Consider the following 21335-nt stretch of genomic DNA (forward strand, 5'->3'; position numbering starts at 1 on the left):
AGTTAGCGTCGAGCGATAAAAGGCCCGCGGCACAACTGCGTGGGTATCACTCCTCGTCGGGGTCGATGACTCGCTTGCCGGTTTCCTGCGGGACGACCACCCGGTCGGGGTTCTCCCACTCGCGGTCCAGTTCCCGGCCCTCGAACAGGCGGTCGAGGAAGACGGCCAGTGAAGCGACCTCGGAGTGTGGCTGGTTGGTGACGCCGACGTTCCAGTCGGCGTGTTCGTACACCTCGAAGGGGACTTTCTCCGCGCCGACGACGACCAGCAGCGGTTCCGCTGTGTTGGCCTCTCGAACGTCGGCCTCGACCTCCTGGACTGGCTCGCCGTACATCGTCAGGTGGACGACGCGCCCCTCGAAATCGCGGATGAGCCGCTTTGGCTCCTCCGTCGAAGCCACGTCGAAGGGGCCACCGAACCGGTCGGTGATATCGATGACGGTGTCGGCCTGGTTGCGCGCGGCGTTGGCCAGCACGACCTTGTCGGCCCCGAGCGCGCGTGCGGTCAGCCCAACGTGGGTCGTCATCCGCTCGTCCCGGCCGGGCCGGTGGCCCAGTCGGAGCACCGTCACCTGTGGGGAATCCTTCATCCGTCGCTCCGTGCGGCTTCAATGGCGGCCCGGACCGGTTCGTAGGAGACCTCGCTCCATTCGACCCGCTCGTCGTTGACGTACACGGCTGGCGTTCCCTGAACGCCACGGTCAATGCCGGCTTCGCGGTCACCGGAAACTGTCGGGCGGTACAGTTCTCCCGTCGCGGCCGCTCGAACAGTCTCGCCGTCGATGTCGATGCCCTCCGTCAGGTCGGCGTAGGTGTCCGGCCCCAACTGATTCTGGTTCGCGAACAGGCGCTCGGAGTAGGTGAAGAAGGCCTCGTCGCCGGCGTTGTCCTGTACGGCGCGCGCAGCGCTTGCGGCCTGCCACGAGGCGTCCTCATCGACCGGAATCGGGAAGTCGTGGAACTCATAGCGGATGGTTCCCTCAGCGAGGTAGTCCTCCCGAACCTGCGGGTAGACGGATTCCGAGTAGGTTGCACAGTGTGGACAGGCGTAGTCTTCGTACACCGCAACCGTAACGTCGGCCTCTGGGTCGCCCGCGACGGGCGTCGAGAGCGGCTGGCCCGGTGCGGGCGTCGGCGTCGCCGTCTCCGTTTCGGCCGACTCAGAACCACCGCCGGCACATCCGGCTAGCGCGCCGAGGGTAACGGTCGTCGCCGAGAGAACGCTCCGGCGAGTGAATCGGGTCATAACCGACCCTCACAGGGGAAGCTATAAAACGACGTTGTCATCTGTTACGTGCCTACCGACTCCACCGGAATCGGCCGCGACCACAACGTTTTTTCTCGCCTAGGAAGCATCGCACCTATGGACGTATCAGAGAAGCGAATAGTCGTTACCGGCGGGGCAGGCTTTATTGGGTCGCATCTGGTCGAGCGCCTCGTTCCGGACAACGACGTCGTCGTCGTCGACAACGAAGCGAACGGGCAATCCGAGTGGGTCCATGAGGGCGCAACCTATCTGGATGGTGATCTCACCGACCCCGATGTCGTCGCTGAGGCTATCACGAGCGATGTCGACCTCGTCGTCCACCTCGCGGCGTCGAAGCTGGTCGACACGGACACCCCTCGCCGCCAGTTCGAGGACAACAGCGACATCACGTACAACATTCTCGAACAGATGCAGGAAGCCGGCGTCGAAAACCTCGTGTTTACGTCGTCATCTACAGTATACGGCGAAGCGCCGCGACCGACTCCAGAGGATTACGCGCCGCTTGAGCCAATCAGTGTCTACGGCGCGACGAAACTCGCCGAAGAGTCGCTCGTCTCGACGTACGCCCACAGCCACGACATCCAGTCGTGGGTGTTCCGGTTTGCGAATATTGTCGGCCCGCGCTTGCGCGGTGCGGTCATTCCTGATTTCATCGAGAAACTCACCGAGGACCCGTCGACGCTGACGATTCTCGGCGACGGTCGTCAGGAGAAATCCTACATGCACATCTCCGAGTGCATCGACGCGATGCTGTTCGCCGTCGAACACGCCGACAAGGACCACAACGTGTTCAATCTCGGGACGCGGACGACCACATCGGTCGACCGCATCGCCACTATCGTCGCTGACGAGATGGATATCGACCCCGAGTACGAGTACACCGGCGGTGACCGCGGCTGGACGGGTGACGTGCCGCGAATGCGCCTCTCCGTCGACAAGCTCTCGGCACTGGGCTGGGAGCCCGAACAGTCGAGCGACGACGCGGTGCGACAGTCGACCCGCGAACTGCTCGAAGAACTCTGAGCGCGGATTCAGGCCGGGTACGTACCGTTCAGTTGTGCTTTTTCCACGACGTGGCCGCTGGCCGCGTCGTACACGTCGTCTTTATCGGCTGCCGGGGAGCGGTCAAGCGTCGTATCTAGCGCGTACAGGAGGAACCGATACGTGTGCTCCCGGTCCGGCGGATTCGGACCGCCCCAGCCAACCTCACCGAAGTCGTTCTGTCCTTCTGTGGCCTCATCGGGCTCCCACCCCGCCGGTATCCGACCAATATCCGGCGGGATGTTCCAGACGAGCCAGTGGTCCCACACCTTTCCGGCCGGCTCCTCGGCGTCCGGGTCGTCGACGATGAGGAGGAGCGACGACGCGTCCGACGGAACGTTTTCGATTTCTAGCGGTGGGTTCGTGTTTGCCGCCGAGTAGCCGTGTTCCTCGGGGATACGGTCCCCGTCGTCGAAGGCCGGACTTCGGAGCTGTAGGTCTGCCATGTCAGGAGATATGACAGACAAACACAAAAACGTCGTCCCGGCAGCCATTTGCGGCTCCGCGCCGAACCGCCGGACGTGCAGGTCGTGGGCTACCGCGCGCGGGTCGACGAACACGCCGCGCTCCTGTTGGCCGAGGACGGGAGCGTGACTACTGAGCGACTGGACCCGAACACGGACCTTTCCTACACGCTCGGTGAGCGCCACTGCGCCGGCGCGGTCGACGGCGACCGACATTTTCACTGCGACAATGACTCTGCGCCGTACTGCCCGGAACACACCGACATCTGGCCGTGTGCCCGCTGTACCGGTGACTGCAACAAGCCCCTCGACACCTGCGACGAGGAACACGCGGTGTATCTGGCGGCGTTCGCGCCGGATGTCATCAAGGTCGGCGTCACCCGCTCCTGGCGGCTGGAAACACGGCTCCGTGAGCAGGGGGCTGACAGGGCCGCCCACCTCCGGACCGTCGCCGACGGCCGTATCGCCCGGCAAGTCGAGGCCGACATCGCCGTTGAGTTGGGCGACCGGGTCAGAGTTCCCACGAAGATATCGGGATTCGACCAGTCCGTCGACACGGACTGGTGGGCGTCGCTCTGTGAGCGCTATGACCCGCTGGCGACCTACGACTTCGAGTACGACTTGCCCCTCTCGGACCGTCCGATGGCCGAAACCCTGGCGACGGGGACCGTCCGGGGGACGAAGGGACGAGTCGCCGTGCTTGAGAACAACGGCAGTGTCTATGCTGTCGACCTCCGACAGCTCGTCGGCTACGAACTTACCGACGGCGGGACCGACCGCGACCTCCAGTCGAGCCTCGGTGCGTTCGGGTAACACTGGAGACTGGCGTCGCTGTAATCCACACTTGACAGTGCAGAAGACATTTAAACGCGGCTGTTGCCCTTCCTCGTGTGCGACGTGAAACCCTCCTGACCGGTGGCGTGGTCGTGGTCGTCCTGACCATGCTCATCGGTGCAACAGCGGTCCCCGGCGCGCTCTCCGAACCCGAGGACAACGTTCGTGAGAGCTATCTCGACCTCCGCGAGACGACCATCGAACCGGCCGCCGTCGACGGCCAGACAGTGACGCTCGCCATCGACGCCCGACTCTCTCACCGCGGTGGTCCCGCCGAGAACGTCACCGTCGAGACGCGAGCTATCGACGCGGACACCGGCCTCGTCGCAACGACGACGCGACAGTCGGTCGGCACAGTCGAAGGGGAACGAGAGGTATCGGTGCGGTCAAACATCACAGTCGAGCGGGCGGGCGGCTATCGGATAGACACGATCGTCTACGAGGACGGGAATCGGGTCGAAACCGGCCAGCAGTCGGTCCAGAACGTCGACGCGCTCACACCGGCGTACGCCCGCAGTACCGTGACCTTCCAGCGGTTCGAGAACGCCGGCGTCCCGCTCGATTCCATCACCTACCGGATCGACGGCGTCTCGGACAATCAGACGACGCTGAACGTGTCGGTGTACGTCACAAATGCCGGCAACACCCCGTCCGATGACCTCTCGCTTCGCCTCCGGGCGCGGCAGGCTGACTCGAACGTCATCGCCGACGAGTCGACCGTGCGGGTCGGCCAGATTCGCCCCGGCCGAACAGAGATCGTCAGAACCCAGCTGAGGGTGCCTGACGACTACAACTACTGGCTCGACGGTATGCTGCTCTCCGACGGCGTCATCGTCGGGACCGAAAGTTCCCCGGCGAACCTCCATCCGACGGAGCGCCTGCAGGAGAACGAAACCCGGCAGGAAGTCGGCTTCCAGTCCAGTGACTTCGAGCAGGAACGGCCAGCGGAGCAGGGAATGGACGAACCACAGCAGACTGCGGCCGGAGAAGGTCCCGGCTTCACGGCGCTGGTCGGCCTGATTGCCGTCCTCGCAAGCGCGCTCCTCATCGCACGGAGACAGACCAATGAGTGATACCTCCAACACCGACACAGTGGCACAGGATATTGACGCGGATACCGGCGGCGGAGTCGATGAGCCAGACGACGACAACGCGGGTCCGACAATAGCTATCTACGCGCAATGGGCCGTATTCGCTATCCTCACGCTCGTCGCGCTCATCGCGACACTCCAGTTCTACTTTTCCGCGTCGTCGGCGATTGATACGTTCGTCACCGACAGATATCGACCGCTGTTCAACGCGGCGTTCAACCTCGCCGTGGTGCTCGGCTGCGGACTGGGACTCTCGGTGCTGGTCCGACGACTCGCCTGAGCCCGTCCCCGGCCATATCAGGTACCCACAGTCGGCGTTTCAGTAATCCGAGGTTTCAGGCACCTGTCAGCCATACGTCGAGAGGGATATCATGACCCAACGACGCGCGACGCGGCGACGATTCCTGATGGGCTGCAGCGCCATCGCCAGTGTGGGGCTGGCCGGCTGTACCGGCGGCGACGAGTCGACTGCCACTGACTCGACGCCGTCACCCACTGACGATGGTGATGCCGAACCCACGACGACAACCGACGAGCCGCCGGCAACCGACACCGCGACAGCGACGCCGGACCAAGCGGCCGTCGAGACGCTCGTCTCGGTCGGCGGCGACCGCGTACCGGAGAACATGGCCCTCGGTCCTGACGGCGGCCTGTACTTCGGTATCACGGCCGGCGAGGTTCGGCGCGTCCCTGCGGTAGAGACCGGCGCGACCGGCCTTTCCCTCGAAGATACCGAACAGATTGCGACGCTGCCTGGCGCGATTGGCGTCGAAGCAGCGCCCGATGGAACGGTATACGTCGCCGTCGCCACACAGGACGATCAGGCTGGCGTCTGGGAAATCCCGCTCGACGGCGACGCGGCGCAACTCGTGGAGATGGGCGGGTTCCCGAACGACATCCACTACGATGCTGACCAGGAGCGCCTGCTGGTGACCGAATCGCAAAACGGCGTGGTCTACGCGGTCACGACCGACGGTGAGCGGTCGACCTGGCTGGATGACGACCGGCTGGAAACGGAGAGTTTCGGCGCGAACGGAATTACCCGCGACGCCGACGGCGACATCTTCGTCGCAGTGACGCGAGCCCCCGAAGAAACTGGCCGCTTGCTCCGCGTTCCGGTTGAGTCGGACGGCGCTGCCGGCGAGCCCTCGATGTTCTTCGAGGGTGGGGCGATATTTGGAGCCGACGGGATTACCAGCCGGGACGGCGACATCTACGTCGCGGCCAACAGCCAGAACCGCGTCGTCAGAGTGACTGCGGACGGGACCACGGACGTCGTCGCAACGGCGGACGACGGGCTGGTGTTCCCTTCCGATGTGCTCTTCCGGACCGGCGACCAGCAGGAGTCGCTGTTCATCTGTAACTTTGCGAACCAGTCACCCGAAGACGGCGCAATTCTCCGGACCAGCGTCCCTCGCTGACCGACCGTTTATCGAGTCTGTCTTCGGACGGCAACCCTTTTCAGCGGCCCAACCAAATCCGAGCGTATGGCAGACGATGAACCTGAAGACGCTGGCGAATCGGCGGATGCGACCGAGGAAGGCGGCGAGGAGAAGTCCTTCCGCGAGCGAGTCGAGGAGATCCGACAGCAGCGCGCCGAGGAGCGCGAAGAAGGCGAGGGCGACGGCGAAGAGATGAGCCGCGAAGAGCGCATGGAAGAGATGATGGGCGGTGGCGGCGGCCCCGGCGGCATGGGCGGCGGCAACCCCTTCGCACAGATGATGGGCGGCATGATGGGCGGCGGCCCCGGCGGTCCCGGTCCGGGCGGCCCCGGCGGCATGGGCGGCGGCCCGCCAGGGCAGCGCGAGGAATCGGGCGGGAGCGACAACGAGGAACTTACGCGAGAGATGCGAAAGCTCCGGGACGAAGTCCACGATATGCGGCGCTCGCTCGACCGCATCGCTGACGCGCTCGAAGACTAACGGAACTCGGTTCGCCGACGTTTTTGCAGACAAACGAGGCAGCGACATCTCACTCCGACAGATAGCGTCTGCTCGTTATCGAACAGCGGTCGGGCAACGACCATTTCTCAACGGAACAGCGGTGGAGTGACGAGAGTCACTGAACGAGTGCCAGCAAGCCCCCAGACGGACGCCGTGCCAGTCGCTACGAATCACAAAACGAGACGCCGGTAATCTCGAAGCGTGTGCCACCATCAGCACTATCCCGAACGCTGATCTCCCAATCGTGTGCCGCTGCAACTTTCCGGGCGATACTGAGCCCGAACCCGGTCCCCTCCGTACTCGTTGAGTAGCCGGCTTCGAACACTGTCTCTCGCTCGTCTTCGGGGATGCCGGGGCCGTCGTCCGCGACGTAGAATCCGTCGTCTAACGCTCCGACCGTTACGGTCACGTCTGCCCCGGCGTGCTCGACCGCGTTCCGGACGAGGTTTTCGAATAACTGCTTCAGGCGGCTCTCGTTTGCCAGGACAGTCCGGTCGATATCGGTGACGAGTGTCGCATCGGCCGTCTCGACGGTCGTCCAGCAATTTTCGGCGAGCGACGCGAGCGCGACCGATTCGCGGTCGGTGACGGTCTCACCGTCCTGTGCCAGCGTGAGCAGGTCGGTTATCAGCGTGTCCATTCGCTCGTGTGCCTGTTCGACAGCGGCCAGATGCTCACTCTCGTACTGTTCGCGTGCCAGTTGCAGTCGTCCCTGTGCAACGTTCAGCGGATTCCGTAGATCGTGTGAGACGACGCTCGTGAACGCTTCGAGCCGGTCGTTGTGCTGTTCGAGGTCCCGTTCGCGGTCGCGTAACTGTTCGGTCCCTTCGACCTGCTTGAGCGCGCTGATGATGTGTCCGGCCAGAATCTCTCCGAGAATGACGTCTCGCTGGTCGAACGCCGCGTTTGTCCCCGAACCGGCCAGCAGGATTCCATGCCTGCCGAGCGGGAGATATAGTTCGCTTTTGATTGGCGTGTCCGGGTTGTAGATGTCCGGGTCAGCGTGGACATCATCGACTGCGAGTGCGTCGCCGGACTCGTAGACGCGCCACGCAATGCTATCTCCGGGCGTGAAAGTCGGCAAATCCTCTAGCAGGTCATATATCCCGTCAGAGGCGGCAACCGGTTCGAGCGTCCGTTCGGCCTCGTTGTAGAGGTGGATCGTGTTGGCTTCGAGTCCCAGTACCGTGCGGGCCGTCTCGACGCCGATTTCGGCCACTTCCTCGCGCGTGTCTGCCTGGAGCAGGTCCTGCACCGACTCGCTGAGAGCTTTGAGGCGGCGTTCGTGTTCTTTCCGTTCGGTAATGTCCCGTTGGAACCCAACGTAGTTGACGACCGTTCCGTCTTCGTCGCGGACTGGGGCGATAGACACCTGATTCCAGAACATCGTCCCGTCCTTCCGGTAGTTCCGGAGTTCGACCGACACAGGTTCACCCTCATCGATGGCCGCCCGCATCGCGTCGACTGGCTCGGACTCAGTCGCTTCGCCCTGCAAGAACCGGCAGTTTCGGCCACGCACCTCCGACTCCGTGTAGCCGGTCAACTCCAGAAACCGCCTGTTGGCGTAGGTTATCGGGGTATCATCCTGCTTGGGGCCGGTGAGTATGATGCCGATAGGGGCCTCGTTCATGGCGCGTTTGGTCCGAGAGAGTTCCCGTTCACCGTCTCGCCGCTCAGAAATATCCCGGACCGTACAGACCAGTTCACCGCGGTCAGTCCGTGCGAGCACGTGGTCCTCGGTGAACGTGCTCCCGTCCGCACGGAGTCCGGTTGTTGTGCCTGTCCAGTATCCGTTTTCCTGAACGGCCGGAATGATATCGTCGTAGATTCGAGGGATATCCGCCTCTCGATACAGCAGTTCCCAGTGTTTCCCGCGCATCTCCGCCGGATCGTAACCGTAGAGGTCTGCGTACGCTTCGTTGACGAAGATGAACTCCCCATCTTCGTCAAGGATACTGATGCCCTCCTGTGCGGTCTCGATGGCATCGAGTTGGCGGTTCCGCTCTCGCTTGACACGCTGAGACTCCACTGCGTTGGTGATTCGGTTCGCGAGCACCGCGTACTGGTCGGTGCCGCTCTCTTTCTGCAGATAATCGGTGACTCCGGCCGAGATAGCGTCGCTTGCGATCTCCTCGGAGCCTTTGCCAGTGTACAGAATAAATGGAAGCGACCCGTATTCCTCGCGGACGGCTTCGAGGAACTGGATGCCGTTCCGCTCGGGCATATCGTAGTCGGAGACGACACAGTCGATGTCGTTGTCAGCTAGGATTTTTAGCCCCGCTGTGGCGGACGTCGCAGTCTGCACGTCTACCCGGTCGTCCTCGCGTTCCAGAAACGTCGCTGCCATGTCGGCAAATCCCGGCTCATCATCGACGTGGAGAATGCAAATTGTCTCAGCGATAGCAGTCATATCTTTGGGTAGTAGTCACACATTATAGGAAGCTGAATTAAAAGACCATCTCTGAAACCGGAAGCTAACATATGCCCATCATTGACGGGCTACGTGTTCCATCTTTCGGCCCCGCTTAATTATAAATAATTTACACTTCTGTGAGGTTCTTGCGGGTCGCTATCCCTGGCCGACCATCTCGTCTTCGTCTTCCCACTCCTGTTCGCGGAGCTCGTACTTCTGGACCTTCCCAGTTGCTGTCGTGGGCAGTTCCTCGACGAACTCCACGCGGCGAACGACTTTGTAGGTCGCCAGCTGTTCGCGGGTGAACGTCCGGAGGTCCTCGGCTGTCACGCCCGGGTTGTCGGGATCGCCCGAATTCGGGACGACGAAGGCCTTCGGCGTCTCGCCCCACTCGTCGCTCGGGGCGGGGATAACTGCGACATCGCTGACGGCGTCGTGTTCGTAGAGCGTGTCCTCTAGTTCGATGCTGGAGATGTTCTCGCCGCCGGAGATGATGATGTCCTTCTTGCGGTCGCGGATGGCAACCATGCCGTCCTCGTCGACCGTCGCCAAGTCGCCCATGTGGTAGTAGCCCTCGACGCGGTCGGAGAAGGCCTCTTCCGTCTGTTCGGGTTTGTTCCAGTACCGGTCCATCACCTGATTGCCGCGGACGACGACCTCCCCGAGCGTCTCGTCGTCGTGTGGCACGTCGTTGCCGTCCTCGTCGACGACCCGGACATCGGTCCCGAGGTAGCCGATACCTTGGCGCTTCTTGACGCTGAAGCGGGCGTTGCTCCCGTCCTCGAAGAAGCGCCGGGCGTCCGAGGTCGTGACGAGCGGGCCGGTTTCGGTCGCGCCGTAAACGTGTTTCAGGTACCAGCCGAAGTCGTCCTCGACGGTTCGGATGACGGCCTCCGGCGGTGCGCTGCCGGCCGTCGCGATGCGCACGTCGTTCGCACCGGTCGTCTCGATTTCCCCGTCGTGGGCCGCATAGCGATCCGCAAGGATGTTCAACACCGTCGGCGCGCCACAGAGATAGGACACGTTCTCTGTCCTGACAGCGTCGAAGATGCCTTCGGCATCAACACCGCGGGTGCAGACGTGCTTTGCGCCCATACCGGTAACCGAGAAGATGTGGCCCCAGCCGTTGACGTGGAACATCGGGAGCGTCCAGAGGTAGACATCGTCGTCCGAGATTTCCTGATGGAGCGCAACGATGTAGGCGTGGAGTGTCTCGGTCCGGTGGGTCCGACAGACACCCTTCGGGTCGCCGGTCGTCCCCGACGTGTAGTTGATGGTGATGAGGTCGTCCTCGTCCATCTCGGGGCGCTCGTAGTCGGTCCCCGCCTCCTCGATGATGTCGTCGAAGGACTCCCAGTCGCCGTCGACGGCATCCGTGTCGTTGGTGACGAAGATGTCGGTGGGCACCTCGTCACGGATCGGCTCGATCTTGTCCGCGTACTCGTAGTCCGCGTAAACGGCGTCGACTTCGGCGTCCGAGAGGATATATTCGAAATCGTCCGGCACGAGCCGGTAGTTCAGCGGCGTGTGGACCGCGCCCAGCTGCATGGTTCCGTAGGCCGCTTCGAGCTGGTAGTGCGTGTTCGGGTCCAAGACGGCCACCCGGTCACCCTTCTCGATGCCACGGGCAGCCATCGCCGCCGAGAACCCGTCGGCTCGTTCCCCGAACTCGTCGTACGTGAAGCGCTCACCGGTCGTGGCGACGATAGCCTCTTTGTCCCCGTAGTATTCCCGCGCACGGTCGAGAAAATCCGTGGTAAGCAGTGGCTTATGCATCTCAGGCTATCGTATGGTTAATCATGATAAAGTGGTTGTGATACTCCCCTGATTTTGCTGTCTCGGCACCGGTCATATTTAGGGTGCCTGTCGAACCACAGTCGCTTTGAGGATAGCGTCCCCAGTTTTCAACAATGAGTACAGCGACGGCGGACGTTTCGAAGCGGCAGGCGTGGGTGATGGCCGCGCGGCCACAGACACTGCCTGCCGGGGCCGCGCCGGTCATCGTTGGGATGGGCCTGGCAGTCCACGCCGGTGTCTTCGCTCTGTTGCCGGCAGTCGCGGCGCTGGTGGGTGCGCTGCTTATCCAGATTGGAACGAACTTTGCGAACGACTACTACGACGCGGTAAAGGGGGCCGACACCGACGAGCGTGAGGGATTCACCCGTGTGACCGCTGGCGGCCTCATCGACGCCGAGGAGGTCAAACGGGCGATGATAGCGACCTACGGCCTCGCTGTCGTCATCGGCGTCTATCTCGTCGCCGTCGGCGGTCTCCCCATCGTCGTAGTTGGCCTCTCGGGCATCGCCGCCGGGGTTCTCTACACCGGCGGTCCGTTCCCCTACGGCTACCGCGGTCTCGGCGACCTGTTCGTGTTCGTTTACTTCGGTCTCGTCGCTGTGACCGGCACATATTACGTGCAGGCCGTGGCGAGCGCAAGCGGCGTCGGCACGTTTCCGATGACGCTCCCGCCGGGGTCGGTCACTGCTGCTGCCATCACGGCAAGCCTCCCAGCGGCCGGGCTGTCGACGGCGATTCTCGTCGTCAACAACATCCGAGACCGCGAGACGGACCGCGCCGCTGGCAAGAAGACGTTGGCCGTCTATCTGGGCTACGGCTGGAGCCGCGTCGAATTTCTCCTGATGGTCGGGATGGCCTACGTCGTCCCGGTCGTGTTCGCCCTCGATAGCCAGTACGGACTGGCGGCACTGGCCCCGCTGCTGACGCTGCCACTGGCGGCGACTATTTCGAAAACAGTCCTCACACAGACCGCCGGCGACGCACTGAACCCGACGCTCGAACGGGTCGGTCAGACGCTGTTCGCCCACTCCGTCCTGTTCGCGGCAGGTCTCGCCGCCACACAGCTACTATGAAGGTCGATTCGTTCTCCCTCCCGCTGTCGAGTCCGCTCGCGACCGCCCGCGAGACAATTAGCCAGCGTTCGGGGTTCGTCGTCCGCTATGACCACCGCGGCGAAACCGGCGTCGGCGAAGCCACGCCGCTCCCGGGCTGGACGGAGTCGCTCGACGACTGCCAGCGCGGGCTCAACGACGCTGCCACGGTCGCAGCCGACGGTGGGCACACAGATGTCTTGCTGTCGCTGGACGCCGCATCGGTTCCTGCCGCCCGACACGGCTTTGCGACCGCGCTACTGGACGCCGACGCCAGAGCCGACGGCGTGCCGCTGTACCAGTGGTTCGACTCCGAGAGGCACTGCAATCGCGTCCCGGTCAACGCGACAGTCGGCGACGGGTCTCCAGCCGAGACCGCCGACGCCGTCGAGCGAGCGGTTGAGGCCGGCTACGATTGCTGTAAGCTCAAGGTCGGGAAGCGAACCGTCGACGAAGACGTGGCGCGCGTTCGGACCGTCCGCGAGCGGGTGGGCGACGACGTGACATTGCGAGCCGACGCCAACGGCGCGTGGTCCCGTGACCAAGCGCAAGACGCCGTCGACCGCCTCGCGCCGCTGGACGTGGCCTACGTCGAACAGCCGCTTCCGGCCGATGACCTCACGGGACACGCCGAATTGCGGGGCTCCGGGGTCGGCGTCGCGCTCGATGAATCCCTCGTCGACCGCCGGGTCGACAGCGTCCTCGATGCCGACGCAGCCGACGTGCTGATACTGAAGCCGATGGTGCTGGGCGGCCCCGGCAACGCCCACACGCTGGCACTCCGGGCACGCGAACAGGGTGTCGAGCCGGTCGTCACGACGACCATCGACGCCGTCGTTGCCCGCCTCGCGGCGCTGCACGTCGCCGCCGCGATTCCTGACGTGGCCGCGTGCGGTCTGGCGACCGGCGACCGACTGGCGGCCGACCTCGCGCCGGACCCGACGACAGTAACGGATGGTGCGATGTCGGTCCCCCAGTCGACCGGTCTGGGAATCGATCCGACAGAGGTGGGGACCGATGCGTGACCCCCTCAATTGGCCGACACAGGACCTCGTAACGCACCGCGCCGACACGACACCCGACCGGACGGCGATGGTCGCGGCGGCCTCCGGGAACGCGGTCACCTACCGGAAACTCGATGCTGCCGTCGATGCGGTGGCTGCCGAACTCGACCGGCGGGTCGACGCCCCGGACGCCACCGTCGCGACGCTCCTGCCGACACGGCCGGCAGTCGGGACGCTCCTGTTTGCGGCGATGCGACTGGGGGCGACACTCGCGCCGCTGAACGTCGAACTCGACGCGGCGACGCTCCAAAGCCAGCTCTCGACAGTTGACGCGGACCTGCTGGTCTGTGGAGACAGCACCGCGTCGCTGGCGGCCGACATCGACGGCTGTCCCACCGTTTCGGTCGACAGGGAACTGTCAGCGGCTGCCGTCGCCGACGAGACAGCAGCGGCGGGTTCGGCTGATGAAACAGCCACCGACGTGACCCCGGCACCCCTCTCCCGCACGGACACCCAGCTGGTCATCTTCACCTCGGGGACGACCAGCGAGCCGAAAGGCGTCCGACTGACCGTCGGCAACCTCGTCGCTAGCGCCGTCGCGTCGTCGTACCGCCTCGGCGTGCTTCCGGATGACCGCTGGCTGGTCTGCTTACCGACCTACCACATGGGCGGACTGGCTCCGTTCATCCGGAGCGCGCTATACGGCACTGCGGCCGTCGTCCAGCGGTCGTTCGACGCCGACGCGACACAGCAGGTGCTCGCGGAACACGGGGTGACAGGCGTCTCGCTGGTGCCGACGATGCTCTCGCGGCTGCTGGACGCTGGCTGGGAACCACCGTCCTCGCTCCGCTTCGTCCTGCTCGGTGGCGGACCGGCCAGCGAGACGCTCATCGAACGGTGTCGGGAGCGGGACGTACCGGTCTGTCCCACCTACGGGATGACCGAGACGGCGTCACAGATAGCGACGGCGCGGCCCGAGACAGCCTTCGAACACGCCGGCACCGTCGGCCAGCCGCTCGTGTTCACCGACGTGACGGTCGTCGCTGACGGGGCCGCCTGTGACCCCGGCGAACGTGGCGAGATAGTCGTCGACGGCCCCACGGTGACGCCGGGCTATCTGAACGGCGACGATGACGCGTTCAGCGACCACGGCTTTCGGACCAGCGACATCGGCTACCGGGACGCGGACGGCCACCTCTGGGTCGAAGGCCGTGTCGACGACCAGATCGTGACCGGCGGAGAGAACGTCGACGCGTCGACGGTTGCTGACACCATTCGCGAACACCCGGCAGTCGAGGACGCGGCCGTCGTGGGACTCGCCGACGAAGAGTGGGGCCAGCGCGTCGCTGCACTGGTCGTCGGGAATGTATCGCCCGAGGCGGTTCGCGACCACTGCGCCGAGCGACTCGCCGCCTACGAAGTCCCGAAGACGGTGCGGGCTGTTGATTCGCTCCCACGGACGGCCTCAGGGACCGTAGACCGGGCCGCCGTCCGGTCGCATTTCGGGACTGCCAGCGAGTCGAACGAATCGGCATAGCGGATTGGGGCTCGCGGCCAAGCGGTTTTCTACGTCGATAGCGTATGCAGTTCCGTGTGTACAATCGTCCTCGCGTGGCAGGTCTTCGACGGCACGCCGGTCGCGGTCGCGGCGAACCGCGACGAGCGGCTCGATAGGCCGTCACAGCCGCCACAACAGCGCCACTGGGGCAGTCGCGTCGTCGCACCGGCTGACGAGGAAGCCGACGGGACGTGGATCGGCTACAACGAGCACGGCCTGCTAGCGGCGGTGACGAACCGCTGGGTCGACGCCGACCTTGCCGGCGACCGCTCGCGCGGCCTGCTCGTCCGGGACGCGCTGAGTCACGAGAGCGCGGAGTCAGCCGCCCGCGCCGTCGAACAAGCGACCAGAGACGCCGAATATTCGGGATTCAACCTTTTGCTGGCAGACGAGAACGCCGCCGTCCTGCTGGAATGGGACGGCCAGCTCGCGGTCCAGAACTTCCAGCCCGGCGTTCACGTCGTCGTCAACGTTGGCGCGGACGGCGACTACCGGATTCCAGCCCATCGGCCCGATGCCGGCGAGGAGCAAGCGAACAACGCGACGCGGTTGCGCGAGGCGCTGGTTCCGGAGCCCGGCGAAGCCGCCGACGAATGGATTGATCGGGCAGGCGAAACCATCAGCGACCACGAGTACGGCGTCTGCGTCCACGGTGACGGATTCGGGACGCGGTCGTCGTCGCTCATCACACTGGGTGCTGCCCACGAGTATCGGCACGCGGCCGGGCCGCCATGCCGGACGCCGTACCGCCCGGTCGAAGGTCAGATTTAAGCGGCCGACTCACGGTATGAGTAATACATGAGTTCAGCAGCGTCGGAGGCGGACCTTTCTGATGGCGAGCGGGCCGGGCTCGAACTGATTCGTGAGTCCGGTGGCATCCACCAGAGCGACTTCTGGAAGGAACTCGACGTCTCCTCGCGAAAGGGGAGTCGCATCGTCGAGTCCCTGTTCGAGAAGGACCTCATCCAGCGTGAGGAGACGGTGTATGAGGGGCACAACACGTACTACCTGACGCCCGCGGCCCGCGACCTCGACTTCTCGCTTCTGATGGCCGGTGACCAGCTCTCGCCGTTTATCGGCGACGAAGAGGTCGACCCCCACGACGACACCTTCTCGCAGTGGGTCATGACCCTCGCGTACGAGGACTGACCGACGGTTACGCGGCGTGCGTTAGTAGTGCCACGGCACGTCGTCGAAGTCCGGGTCGCGGCCCTCGTTGAACGCGTCCCGCCCCTCCTGGGCCTCGTCGGTCATGTAGGCCAGCCGCGTCGCCTCCCCGGCGAACACCTGCTGACCGACCATCCCATCGGAGTCGAGATTGAATGCGTACTTGAGCATCCGCATCGCCGTCGGTGACTTCTCGTTCATGCGCTCGGCCCACTCTATAGCAGTGTCCTCAAGGTCCTCGTGAGGAACCACGTCATTGACCATCCCCATGTCGGCGGCTTCGGCGGCGTCGTAGGTCTTGCCGAGGAAGAACACCTCGCGGGCCTTCTTCTGGCCGACCTGTCGCGCGAGATACGCCGAGCCGAAGCCGCCATCGAAGCTCCCCACGTCGGGGTCCGTCTGAAGGAACTTGGCGTGCTCCTCGCTGGCGAGCGTGAGGTCACAGACGACGTGCAGCGAGTGGCCGCCGCCGACGGCCCACCCTGGGACGACGGCGACGACGGGCTTTGGGATGTGGCGGATCTGGCGCTGGACTTCGAGAATGTGGAGGCGGCCGACGTTCTCCGGCGCGTCATCTTCTACGCCGTCGCTCGTCTCTCGTGGGTCGCTTTGCTCCCCGCTCGCTGTGTCCGAGTCGCGTGGCGACTCGCTGTACTCGTAGCCGCTTTCACCGCGAATGCTCTGGTCCCCACCGGCACAGAAGGCCCAGCCGCCGTCCTTCTCGGAGGGGCCGTTCCCGGTCAGGAGAACGCAGCCCACGTCGGTCTGGCGCTTGGCGTGGTCCAGCGCCGTCGCAAGTTCGTCGACCGTCTCTGGGCGGAAGGCGTTGCGCTTCTCCGGCCGGTCGAAGGCGATGCGGACCGCGCCCGTGTCGGTCGAGCGGTGATAGGTGATGTCGGCGAAGTCGAACCGGTCGATGGCTGTCCACCGCTCCGGGTCGAATAGCTCAGAGACCATACCGTGGCTCGGGACGGCCTTCGCAAAAAGATTCCTCGTACGTGTTCCCACAGCAGAGCAAACCCTTTGGTGTCGCGCACGTGAACCGACTAGCGATGCCCTCCACATCGAGGAAAGCGGTGATAGGGATACTCGCTGGCCTCTCTATCGTTGTTGTCGTGTACAGCCTCATCATCGTCCAACAGATTCTACTCGGACTGATTGTGGCCGTGGTCCCTTGGTTCCTCTACCTTCTCGTGCGGTTCATCCTCACGCTCGAACGGATCGCGACGGCACTGGAACGGCTTGCGACAGCGCGTGCCCGCGAGTCGGAACCAGATAGGGATGGACCCGCTGGAGACTACCAGCGGCCGTCGGAGTCATACGGACACAGCACGGAAACCAAAGGAGGCGTAGAGAACGAGTGACCGACGGCGGTCGCGTGCAGCTCCCCTCGCTCACTCGCTTGCAGGTGCTACCCCCGGCATGACAGAGACGTTCTACGAGGTACTGGGCGTTCCAACTGACGCCTCGACGGCGGCTATCGAAGCGGCCTATCGGGAGCGACTGAAGGAAACCCATCCTGACGTGAGCGATGCGGCCGACGCCGGCGAGGCGACACAGCAGCTCATTGAAGCCCGCGACGTGCTCACTGACGAGGGCGAGCGGGCGCGATACGATCGGCTGGGTCACGACGCCTATGTTGCGGGCAAACATGATATACCGGACGACGGCGGCAGTAACGTCTCCGAAGCGGCACGGCGCGCGGGCTATGACGAGTCTGGATCGGCTGGCGACCGAACCGAAGCGAGCACTGACCGAAGTACAGCCCGGACAAACGCCCGGGATCGGGCGCGACGTGAACGGGCTGCCAGAGACCGCGTCGCCGATGACAGAGACGAGCGATCAACCACCGACACTGATGCGTCGTCGAGCAACGAGCAATCGACTGATACGACCAGCGGGACGGCGACCGCGTCGAACTCTGCGTCGACCCGGCGCTCCGGGGCCACCGCGACCAGCGGCTTCAGCGACAACGCCGGCAACGGTGCCACCTGGAGTTCTTCGTCCGCGTACTCCGTCCGCCAGACTGACACCCCGTCCCGCGGGTCGCTTCTGGAGATGCCGACCGGCCGGGGGCTGACGTTGTTTGCCATCACGTTCGCGCTTTATCCGGTACTGCTGTTCAGCGCGTTACTCCCGGCGTTCCCGTTGTGGGTGAACCTGACAATTGGGGTCTGTACCCTCTTCATGATCGGCTACCTCCAGTCCGAACCTACTATTGCAATTATGGTGTTCGGGAGCTGGAGTCTGATGACGGCGGTGCTGCTGGTCACGTTGAATATCAGCGCGTTCTCGCTTGTGGGGGCCCTCGCGCTGTCGGGGACGTGGCTCCCGTTCGGACTGTCGCTGTTGACAGCGTCGGTGTTGCGGCTCTGAAAATCAGTCGCCAGCGAGGGTTTCGGCGACCTGTTCGGTAAGCTGGTCTCTGACTGCGTGGCTGTCACCCGCGTCGAACCGGACCTCGATGACCTGTGTCCCATCTGTCTGGACTGACTCGGCGAACTGCTCGCGGAACTGCCGGCGGTCGGCCACCCGCTCGAACTGCAGGGAATAGAGCGCCTCCGTCGGCTCGAAATCGAGCCCGTGTGGCGTTCGGAACTGGTCCTCGAAGGTGGGGTGGTCCTCGATGGGCAGCATGTGGAAGATGCCGCCGCCGTCGTTGTTGAGCAGGACGACCGTCGCGTCTACCGCACAGCGACCGAGCGCGAGCAGGCCGTTCATGTCGTGGTAGTACGCCAAGTCGCCGGTGACGAGCACGAGCGGGTCGGATGTCGCGCTGCCGGCCCCGAGCGCCGTCGAAGTGATGCCGTCGATACCGCTGGCCCCGCGGTTACCCAGTACGGTCAGGTCGGCGTCACGGGGGCCGCCAAAGCGGTCCATATCTCGTATCGGCATACTGTTCGAAATGAACAGTGTAGCCGGGTCCGGGGCCAACGCAGTCACATCTGAGAGGACGCCCCCTTCCCAGTAGGTCTCCGAAGCGGTTTCAGTAACGGCGTCCCAGTGGGTTTGCTCCGCCCTAATGAACTGTTCTCGCCACGACGCTGCAACGCCACCCAGCGTCTCGCCCGCGAGCGCATCTGCGGTGGCGTCGGGGTTGGCAACGAGTAGGTCCGTGGCGGTGAACTCGGCCTCCGACCAGCCGCCGGCCGGGTCAACGAGGAACTGCTGACAGTCGGCGTCCCGGAGGTAGTGACGCAGTGGCTTCGAGGTCGGCGACGCACCGAACCGGACGACGACATCGGGGTCGTCCCACTGGTCGACGCTGTCGCTTCCGAGATAGCCGTCGTAGCCGCCACAGACCGGCACATCGAGCCGGTCGACGTGGGGGCCGAACCGCAGGTCCGACAGCGGGTCCGCCAGAACGGGGAAGCCCGTGGCTGCTGCCAGTCGTTCTAATGAGTCGGCACTGAGTCCCTGGTCGGCTGGCCCGGCGACGATGAGACCCCGTTCGGCGGCCCGGAGCGCGTCCTGTACCCGGCGCACTGTCCGCTCGTCCGGCGTAGCGACGCCCTCGCTTGTCGTGACGAACGGCCCGTCGCGTCCGGTTTCGGCCGCGTCGTCGCCGCCCGCCCAGCCAGCGGGAACGCCCGCCGGGTCGTCATCCGGCACCGGCGTCGGTTCCAGCGGCTTCCGGAACCGACAGTTCAGGTGGACCGGTCCCGGGTCGGCTCCGGTACTCTCCGCGAGCGCCCGGGCCGCCGTGGTCCGCAGCATTCGCACCTTCCGTGGCTCGGCCTCTGGTTCGGGCATGTCCCGATACCAGCGGACGGCGTCGCCGTACAGCTTCTCCTGATCGACAGTCTGATTCGCCCCACTGTCGATGAGTTCCGGCGGTCGGTCCGCCGTCAGCAAGAGTAGCGGGACGCCCGACTGGTTGGCCTCGATGACCGCCGGGTGGTAGTTCGCCGCGGCGGTCCCCGATGTGCAGACCAGCGGCGTCGGCTCGCCGGTTCTCCGGCCGCGTCCAAGCGCAAAAAAGGCCGCCGACCGCTCGTCGAGGTGGGAGAACACCTCGATGTCGGGGTGTTCGGCGAACGCGACCGTCAGCGGCGTCGAGCGACTGCCGGGCGAGAGACACACCGCGTCGACGCCGCCGGCGACGAGTTCGCCCACGAGTGTCTCGGCCCACAGCGTGTTGACGTTCGGGGCCGTCATTCTAGCTCGTCGAGTATCGGCCGGTATTTGAGCTGGACCTCGTCCCATTCGCGGTCAGGGTCGCTGTCCGCGACGATGCCCGCGCCTGCAAAGAGCGTCGCCTCGCGCTCCGTGGCGACGGCCGAGCGGATGCCGACGGCGAAGGTGCCGTTGCCGGCGGCGTCGACCCAACCGACCGGGGCGGCGTACCAGCCCCGATCGAACGCCTCTGTCTCGCGGATAGTCCGCAGCGCCGCGTCCGGGGGCAGTCCGCCCACGGCTGGCGTCGGGTGGAGCGCCTCGACGAGCGAGAGGACGTGCTCGTCGTCGTCCAGTTCAGCTGTTATCGATGTTCGAAGGTGCTGAACCGTGGCGAGTCGGCGAACGGTCCGGTCGCCGATGCGGACCGTCGAAGCGAACGGTTCCAGTTGGTCCCGTATCGCGTCGGCGACGAGCTTCTGCTCGTGGCGGTCCTTCTCGCTGTCGAGGAGTTCGGCGGCGAGCCACTCGTCCTCGGCGGGTGTGTCGCCCCGTCCCGTTGAACCGGCCAGCGCCTCCGTCCGGACGGTTCGCCCGCGAACTGAGACCAGCCGCTCCGGCGTGGCTCCGAAGAAGGTGCCGCCGGAGTCGGGCGACAACATGAACCGGTAGCAGTCGGGGTACGTCTTCGACAACCGGGCCATCACGTCCGGGACCGATAGCTCCGCGTCCAGTGTGGCGCTGAGACTCTGGGCGAGCACGACCTTCTGGAGCTCGCCCCGGTCGATACTCTCTGTGGCGGCCGCCACCTGCTCGCGCCAGCCGTCCTGTGTTGGCGTGCGCTTCCGGTGTGAGATTCCCGGCGGCGTACCCGGATTGCGCTCGGAGTCTGCGACCAGTCGGTCACGCCATTCCTCCAGTAGCGCCTCCGCTTCGGTCGCGGCCTCAGGTCCTGTCGCGACCGTTGTGAGCCAGGCATCGTCGTCCCTTCTGGTTACCTGTATTTCGGGGAGGAAAAACGCCGCACTGGGGAACCCATCCCAGGGAGAGTCCTCTCCTTCATGCGTTCCGTTGTGGAAAGCGAACCCGCCGAACGCTCGCGGTCGAGCGATGCTCGGGAGGCTGTCGGGCACTGAGCAGTCATCGAACAGTGCTTCGACTGCTGTCCGCACGTCGTCGAACCGCGACTGCCCGTCGGCAGTCACAGTCGCCGCGCTCCCGCGGGCCGCGATTGACTCTGTACCGGCCGCCCAGAAGAACCGGGGGCGAGCGTCCGTCTCCAGTACCGCCCGCACCGGTGCATCGTCGAGGCGACACCCGCGTGCGACGACCGTTGTCTCACCAACCGTCGTCTCGTCACCACGCAGTGGTTCCATCAGCCATGCCTTAGGATTGCGCACCTTTGAGCCTAACTATACGCTCGATTCCACACAGTGAACTTCGATCGGACCGCTGTCGTGGCGCGGCCGATTTCACGCCGCTCCGGGCCGCCGCACGACATGGCGGCTCTCGGATTCCGATTCGTAGAAATTAATATCTGGGTTCACAAA

At 64.7% G+C, this 21335-nt stretch carries 21 protein-coding genes; 13 read left to right on the plus strand and 8 right to left on the minus strand.

The genetic code is table 11. From position 1 onward, the window contains the following. Positions 1-46: 46 nt before the first annotated feature. Positions 47-589, minus strand: coding sequence for a tRNA (cytidine(56)-2'-O)-methyltransferase (locus G9C82_RS01680; RefSeq protein WP_127013211.1), 543 nt, complete (start codon positions 587-589; stop codon positions 47-49). Then, entirely contained in the window at positions 586-1245 is a 660-nt protein-coding gene (locus tag G9C82_RS01685; RefSeq protein ID WP_127013212.1) for a thioredoxin domain-containing protein, read from the minus strand. Before G9C82_RS01685 ends, G9C82_RS01680 begins: the two co-directional genes overlap by 4 nt. Before the next feature lie 117 nt (positions 1246-1362). Here G9C82_RS01685 and G9C82_RS01690 point away from each other — a divergent pair, with 117 nt between their 5' ends. After that, positions 1363-2289, plus strand: coding sequence for an NAD-dependent epimerase/dehydratase family protein (locus G9C82_RS01690; protein ID WP_127013213.1), 927 nt, complete (start codon positions 1363-1365; stop codon positions 2287-2289). Positions 2290-2297: 8 nt separating this feature from the next. Here the strand turns inward: G9C82_RS01690 and G9C82_RS01695 are convergent, their stop codons facing one another. Beyond that, positions 2298-2753, minus strand: coding sequence for a YbhB/YbcL family Raf kinase inhibitor-like protein (locus tag G9C82_RS01695; RefSeq protein ID WP_004961442.1), 456 nt, complete (start codon positions 2751-2753; stop codon positions 2298-2300). A gap of 48 nt (positions 2754-2801) precedes the next feature. Between G9C82_RS01695 and G9C82_RS01700 the strand changes: the two genes are divergently transcribed. The 5 genes from G9C82_RS01700 (at position 2802) to G9C82_RS01720 (ending at position 6618) form a co-directional block, all read left to right on the plus strand. After that, positions 2802-3584: a DUF2797 domain-containing protein gene (locus G9C82_RS01700; protein ID WP_121303064.1), complete on the plus strand. Its 783-nt coding sequence runs from the start codon at positions 2802-2804 to the stop codon at positions 3582-3584. A gap of 77 nt (positions 3585-3661) precedes the next feature. Then, the gene (locus G9C82_RS01705; protein WP_121303063.1) at positions 3662-4678 is read left to right on the plus strand and encodes a PGF-CTERM sorting domain-containing protein; all 1017 of its coding nucleotides are present in this window, start codon (positions 3662-3664) and stop codon (positions 4676-4678) included. Continuing rightward, positions 4671-4976 (plus strand): hypothetical protein, encoded by a 306-nt coding sequence (locus tag G9C82_RS01710; protein WP_007190395.1) that lies wholly within the window; start codon positions 4671-4673, stop codon positions 4974-4976. The genes G9C82_RS01705 and G9C82_RS01710 overlap by 8 nt, the downstream gene beginning before the upstream one ends. A gap of 91 nt (positions 4977-5067) precedes the next feature. Beyond that, complete coding sequence (locus tag G9C82_RS01715) at positions 5068-6117, plus strand: SMP-30/gluconolactonase/LRE family protein (protein ID WP_241244067.1); 1050 nt, start codon at positions 5068-5070, stop codon at positions 6115-6117. Between the two features lie 66 nt (positions 6118-6183). Then, the gene (locus tag G9C82_RS01720) at positions 6184-6618 is read left to right on the plus strand and encodes a hypothetical protein (RefSeq protein WP_004961456.1); all 435 of its coding nucleotides are present in this window, start codon (positions 6184-6186) and stop codon (positions 6616-6618) included. A gap of 184 nt (positions 6619-6802) precedes the next feature. Here G9C82_RS01720 and G9C82_RS01725 read toward each other — a convergent pair whose 3' ends face one another. Then, positions 6803-9049 (minus strand): PAS domain S-box protein, encoded by a 2247-nt coding sequence (locus tag G9C82_RS01725; RefSeq protein WP_127013214.1) that lies wholly within the window; start codon positions 9047-9049, stop codon positions 6803-6805. Between the two features lie 159 nt (positions 9050-9208). Beyond that, entirely contained in the window at positions 9209-10828 is a 1620-nt protein-coding gene (locus G9C82_RS01730; RefSeq protein ID WP_127013215.1) for a long-chain-fatty-acid--CoA ligase, read from the minus strand. A gap of 134 nt (positions 10829-10962) precedes the next feature. Here G9C82_RS01730 and G9C82_RS01735 point away from each other — a divergent pair, with 134 nt between their 5' ends. The 5 genes from G9C82_RS01735 to G9C82_RS01755 are packed head-to-tail and all read left to right on the plus strand — an operon-like array spanning position 10963 to position 15651. Beyond that, a complete protein-coding gene (locus tag G9C82_RS01735) occupies positions 10963-11922 on the plus strand; it encodes a 1,4-dihydroxy-2-naphthoate polyprenyltransferase (protein WP_127013216.1) in 960 nt (319 codons plus the stop codon). Further along, positions 11919-12965 carry an o-succinylbenzoate synthase gene (gene menC, locus G9C82_RS01740; RefSeq protein WP_007190399.1) on the plus strand — a complete coding sequence of 349 codons (1047 nt, stop codon included), beginning with the start codon at positions 11919-11921 and terminating at the stop codon, positions 12963-12965. Before G9C82_RS01735 ends, menC begins: the two co-directional genes overlap by 4 nt. Then, positions 12958-14481: an AMP-binding protein gene (locus G9C82_RS01745; RefSeq protein ID WP_127013217.1), complete on the plus strand. Its 1524-nt coding sequence runs from the start codon at positions 12958-12960 to the stop codon at positions 14479-14481. Before menC ends, G9C82_RS01745 begins: the two co-directional genes overlap by 8 nt. A gap of 54 nt (positions 14482-14535) precedes the next feature. Further along, positions 14536-15273: an NRDE family protein gene (locus tag G9C82_RS01750; RefSeq protein WP_004961474.1), complete on the plus strand. Its 738-nt coding sequence runs from the start codon at positions 14536-14538 to the stop codon at positions 15271-15273. Positions 15274-15300: 27 nt separating this feature from the next. Continuing rightward, positions 15301-15651, plus strand: a complete 351-nt coding sequence (locus tag G9C82_RS01755; RefSeq protein WP_004517952.1) for a hypothetical protein — start codon at positions 15301-15303, stop codon at positions 15649-15651. A gap of 21 nt (positions 15652-15672) precedes the next feature. On the opposite strand, the gene G9C82_RS01760 is transcribed toward G9C82_RS01755, so the two are convergent. Next, complete coding sequence (locus G9C82_RS01760; protein ID WP_007190401.1) at positions 15673-16626, minus strand: 1,4-dihydroxy-2-naphthoyl-CoA synthase; 954 nt, start codon at positions 16624-16626, stop codon at positions 15673-15675. Between the two features lie 95 nt (positions 16627-16721). Between G9C82_RS01760 and G9C82_RS01765 the strand changes: the two genes are divergently transcribed. After that, entirely contained in the window at positions 16722-17033 is a 312-nt protein-coding gene (locus G9C82_RS01765) for a hypothetical protein (RefSeq protein WP_007190402.1), read from the plus strand. Between the two features lie 58 nt (positions 17034-17091). Then, the gene (locus tag G9C82_RS01770) at positions 17092-18045 is read left to right on the plus strand and encodes a DnaJ domain-containing protein (protein WP_127013218.1); all 954 of its coding nucleotides are present in this window, start codon (positions 17092-17094) and stop codon (positions 18043-18045) included. 3 nt (positions 18046-18048) lie between these two features. Here the strand turns inward: G9C82_RS01770 and menD are convergent, their stop codons facing one another. Beyond that, complete coding sequence (gene menD, locus G9C82_RS01775) at positions 18049-19827, minus strand: 2-succinyl-5-enolpyruvyl-6-hydroxy-3-cyclohexene-1-carboxylic-acid synthase (protein ID WP_127013219.1); 1779 nt, start codon at positions 19825-19827, stop codon at positions 18049-18051. Continuing rightward, positions 19824-21161, minus strand: coding sequence for an isochorismate synthase MenF (locus G9C82_RS01780; RefSeq protein WP_127013220.1), 1338 nt, complete (start codon positions 21159-21161; stop codon positions 19824-19826). The genes menD and G9C82_RS01780 overlap by 4 nt, the downstream gene beginning before the upstream one ends. Positions 21162-21335: the final 174 nt, after the last annotated feature.

Origin of the sequence: Haloarcula sp. R1-2 (assembly GCF_011627385.1) — an archaeon.
Lineage (GTDB): Archaea > Halobacteriota > Halobacteria > Halobacteriales > Haloarculaceae > Haloarcula > Haloarcula marismortui.

Bases quoted from the DNA above. Each gene is read 5' to 3' on its own strand.
- G9C82_RS01680 (WP_127013211.1), bottom strand. From the start codon at position 589: ATGAAGGATTCCCCACAGGTGACGGTGCTCCGACTGGGCCACCGGCCC.
- G9C82_RS01685 (WP_127013212.1), bottom strand. From the start codon at position 1,245: ATGACCCGATTCACTCGCCGGAGCGTTCTCTCGGCGACGACCGTTACC.
- G9C82_RS01690 (WP_127013213.1), top strand. From the start codon at position 1,363: ATGGACGTATCAGAGAAGCGAATAGTCGTTACCGGCGGGGCAGGCTTT.
- G9C82_RS01695 (WP_004961442.1), bottom strand. From the start codon at position 2,753: ATGGCAGACCTACAGCTCCGAAGTCCGGCCTTCGACGACGGGGACCGT.
- G9C82_RS01710 (WP_007190395.1), top strand. From the start codon at position 4,671: ATGAGTGATACCTCCAACACCGACACAGTGGCACAGGATATTGACGCG.
- G9C82_RS01715 (WP_241244067.1), top strand. From the start codon at position 5,068: ATGACCCAACGACGCGCGACGCGGCGACGATTCCTGATGGGCTGCAGC.
- G9C82_RS01720 (WP_004961456.1), top strand. From the start codon at position 6,184: ATGGCAGACGATGAACCTGAAGACGCTGGCGAATCGGCGGATGCGACC.
- G9C82_RS01725 (WP_127013214.1), bottom strand. From the start codon at position 9,049: ATGACTGCTATCGCTGAGACAATTTGCATTCTCCACGTCGATGATGAG.
- G9C82_RS01730 (WP_127013215.1), bottom strand. From the start codon at position 10,828: ATGCATAAGCCACTGCTTACCACGGATTTTCTCGACCGTGCGCGGGAA.
- G9C82_RS01735 (WP_127013216.1), top strand. From the start codon at position 10,963: ATGAGTACAGCGACGGCGGACGTTTCGAAGCGGCAGGCGTGGGTGATG.
- menC (WP_007190399.1), top strand. From the start codon at position 11,919: ATGAAGGTCGATTCGTTCTCCCTCCCGCTGTCGAGTCCGCTCGCGACC.
- G9C82_RS01745 (WP_127013217.1), top strand. From the start codon at position 12,958: ATGCGTGACCCCCTCAATTGGCCGACACAGGACCTCGTAACGCACCGC.
- G9C82_RS01755 (WP_004517952.1), top strand. From the start codon at position 15,301: ATGAGTTCAGCAGCGTCGGAGGCGGACCTTTCTGATGGCGAGCGGGCC.
- G9C82_RS01760 (WP_007190401.1), bottom strand. From the start codon at position 16,626: ATGGTCTCTGAGCTATTCGACCCGGAGCGGTGGACAGCCATCGACCGG.
- G9C82_RS01765 (WP_007190402.1), top strand. From the start codon at position 16,722: ATGCCCTCCACATCGAGGAAAGCGGTGATAGGGATACTCGCTGGCCTC.
- G9C82_RS01770 (WP_127013218.1), top strand. From the start codon at position 17,092: ATGACAGAGACGTTCTACGAGGTACTGGGCGTTCCAACTGACGCCTCG.
- menD (WP_127013219.1), bottom strand. From the start codon at position 19,827: ATGACGGCCCCGAACGTCAACACGCTGTGGGCCGAGACACTCGTGGGC.
- G9C82_RS01780 (WP_127013220.1), bottom strand. From the start codon at position 21,161: ATGGAACCACTGCGTGGTGACGAGACGACGGTTGGTGAGACAACGGTC.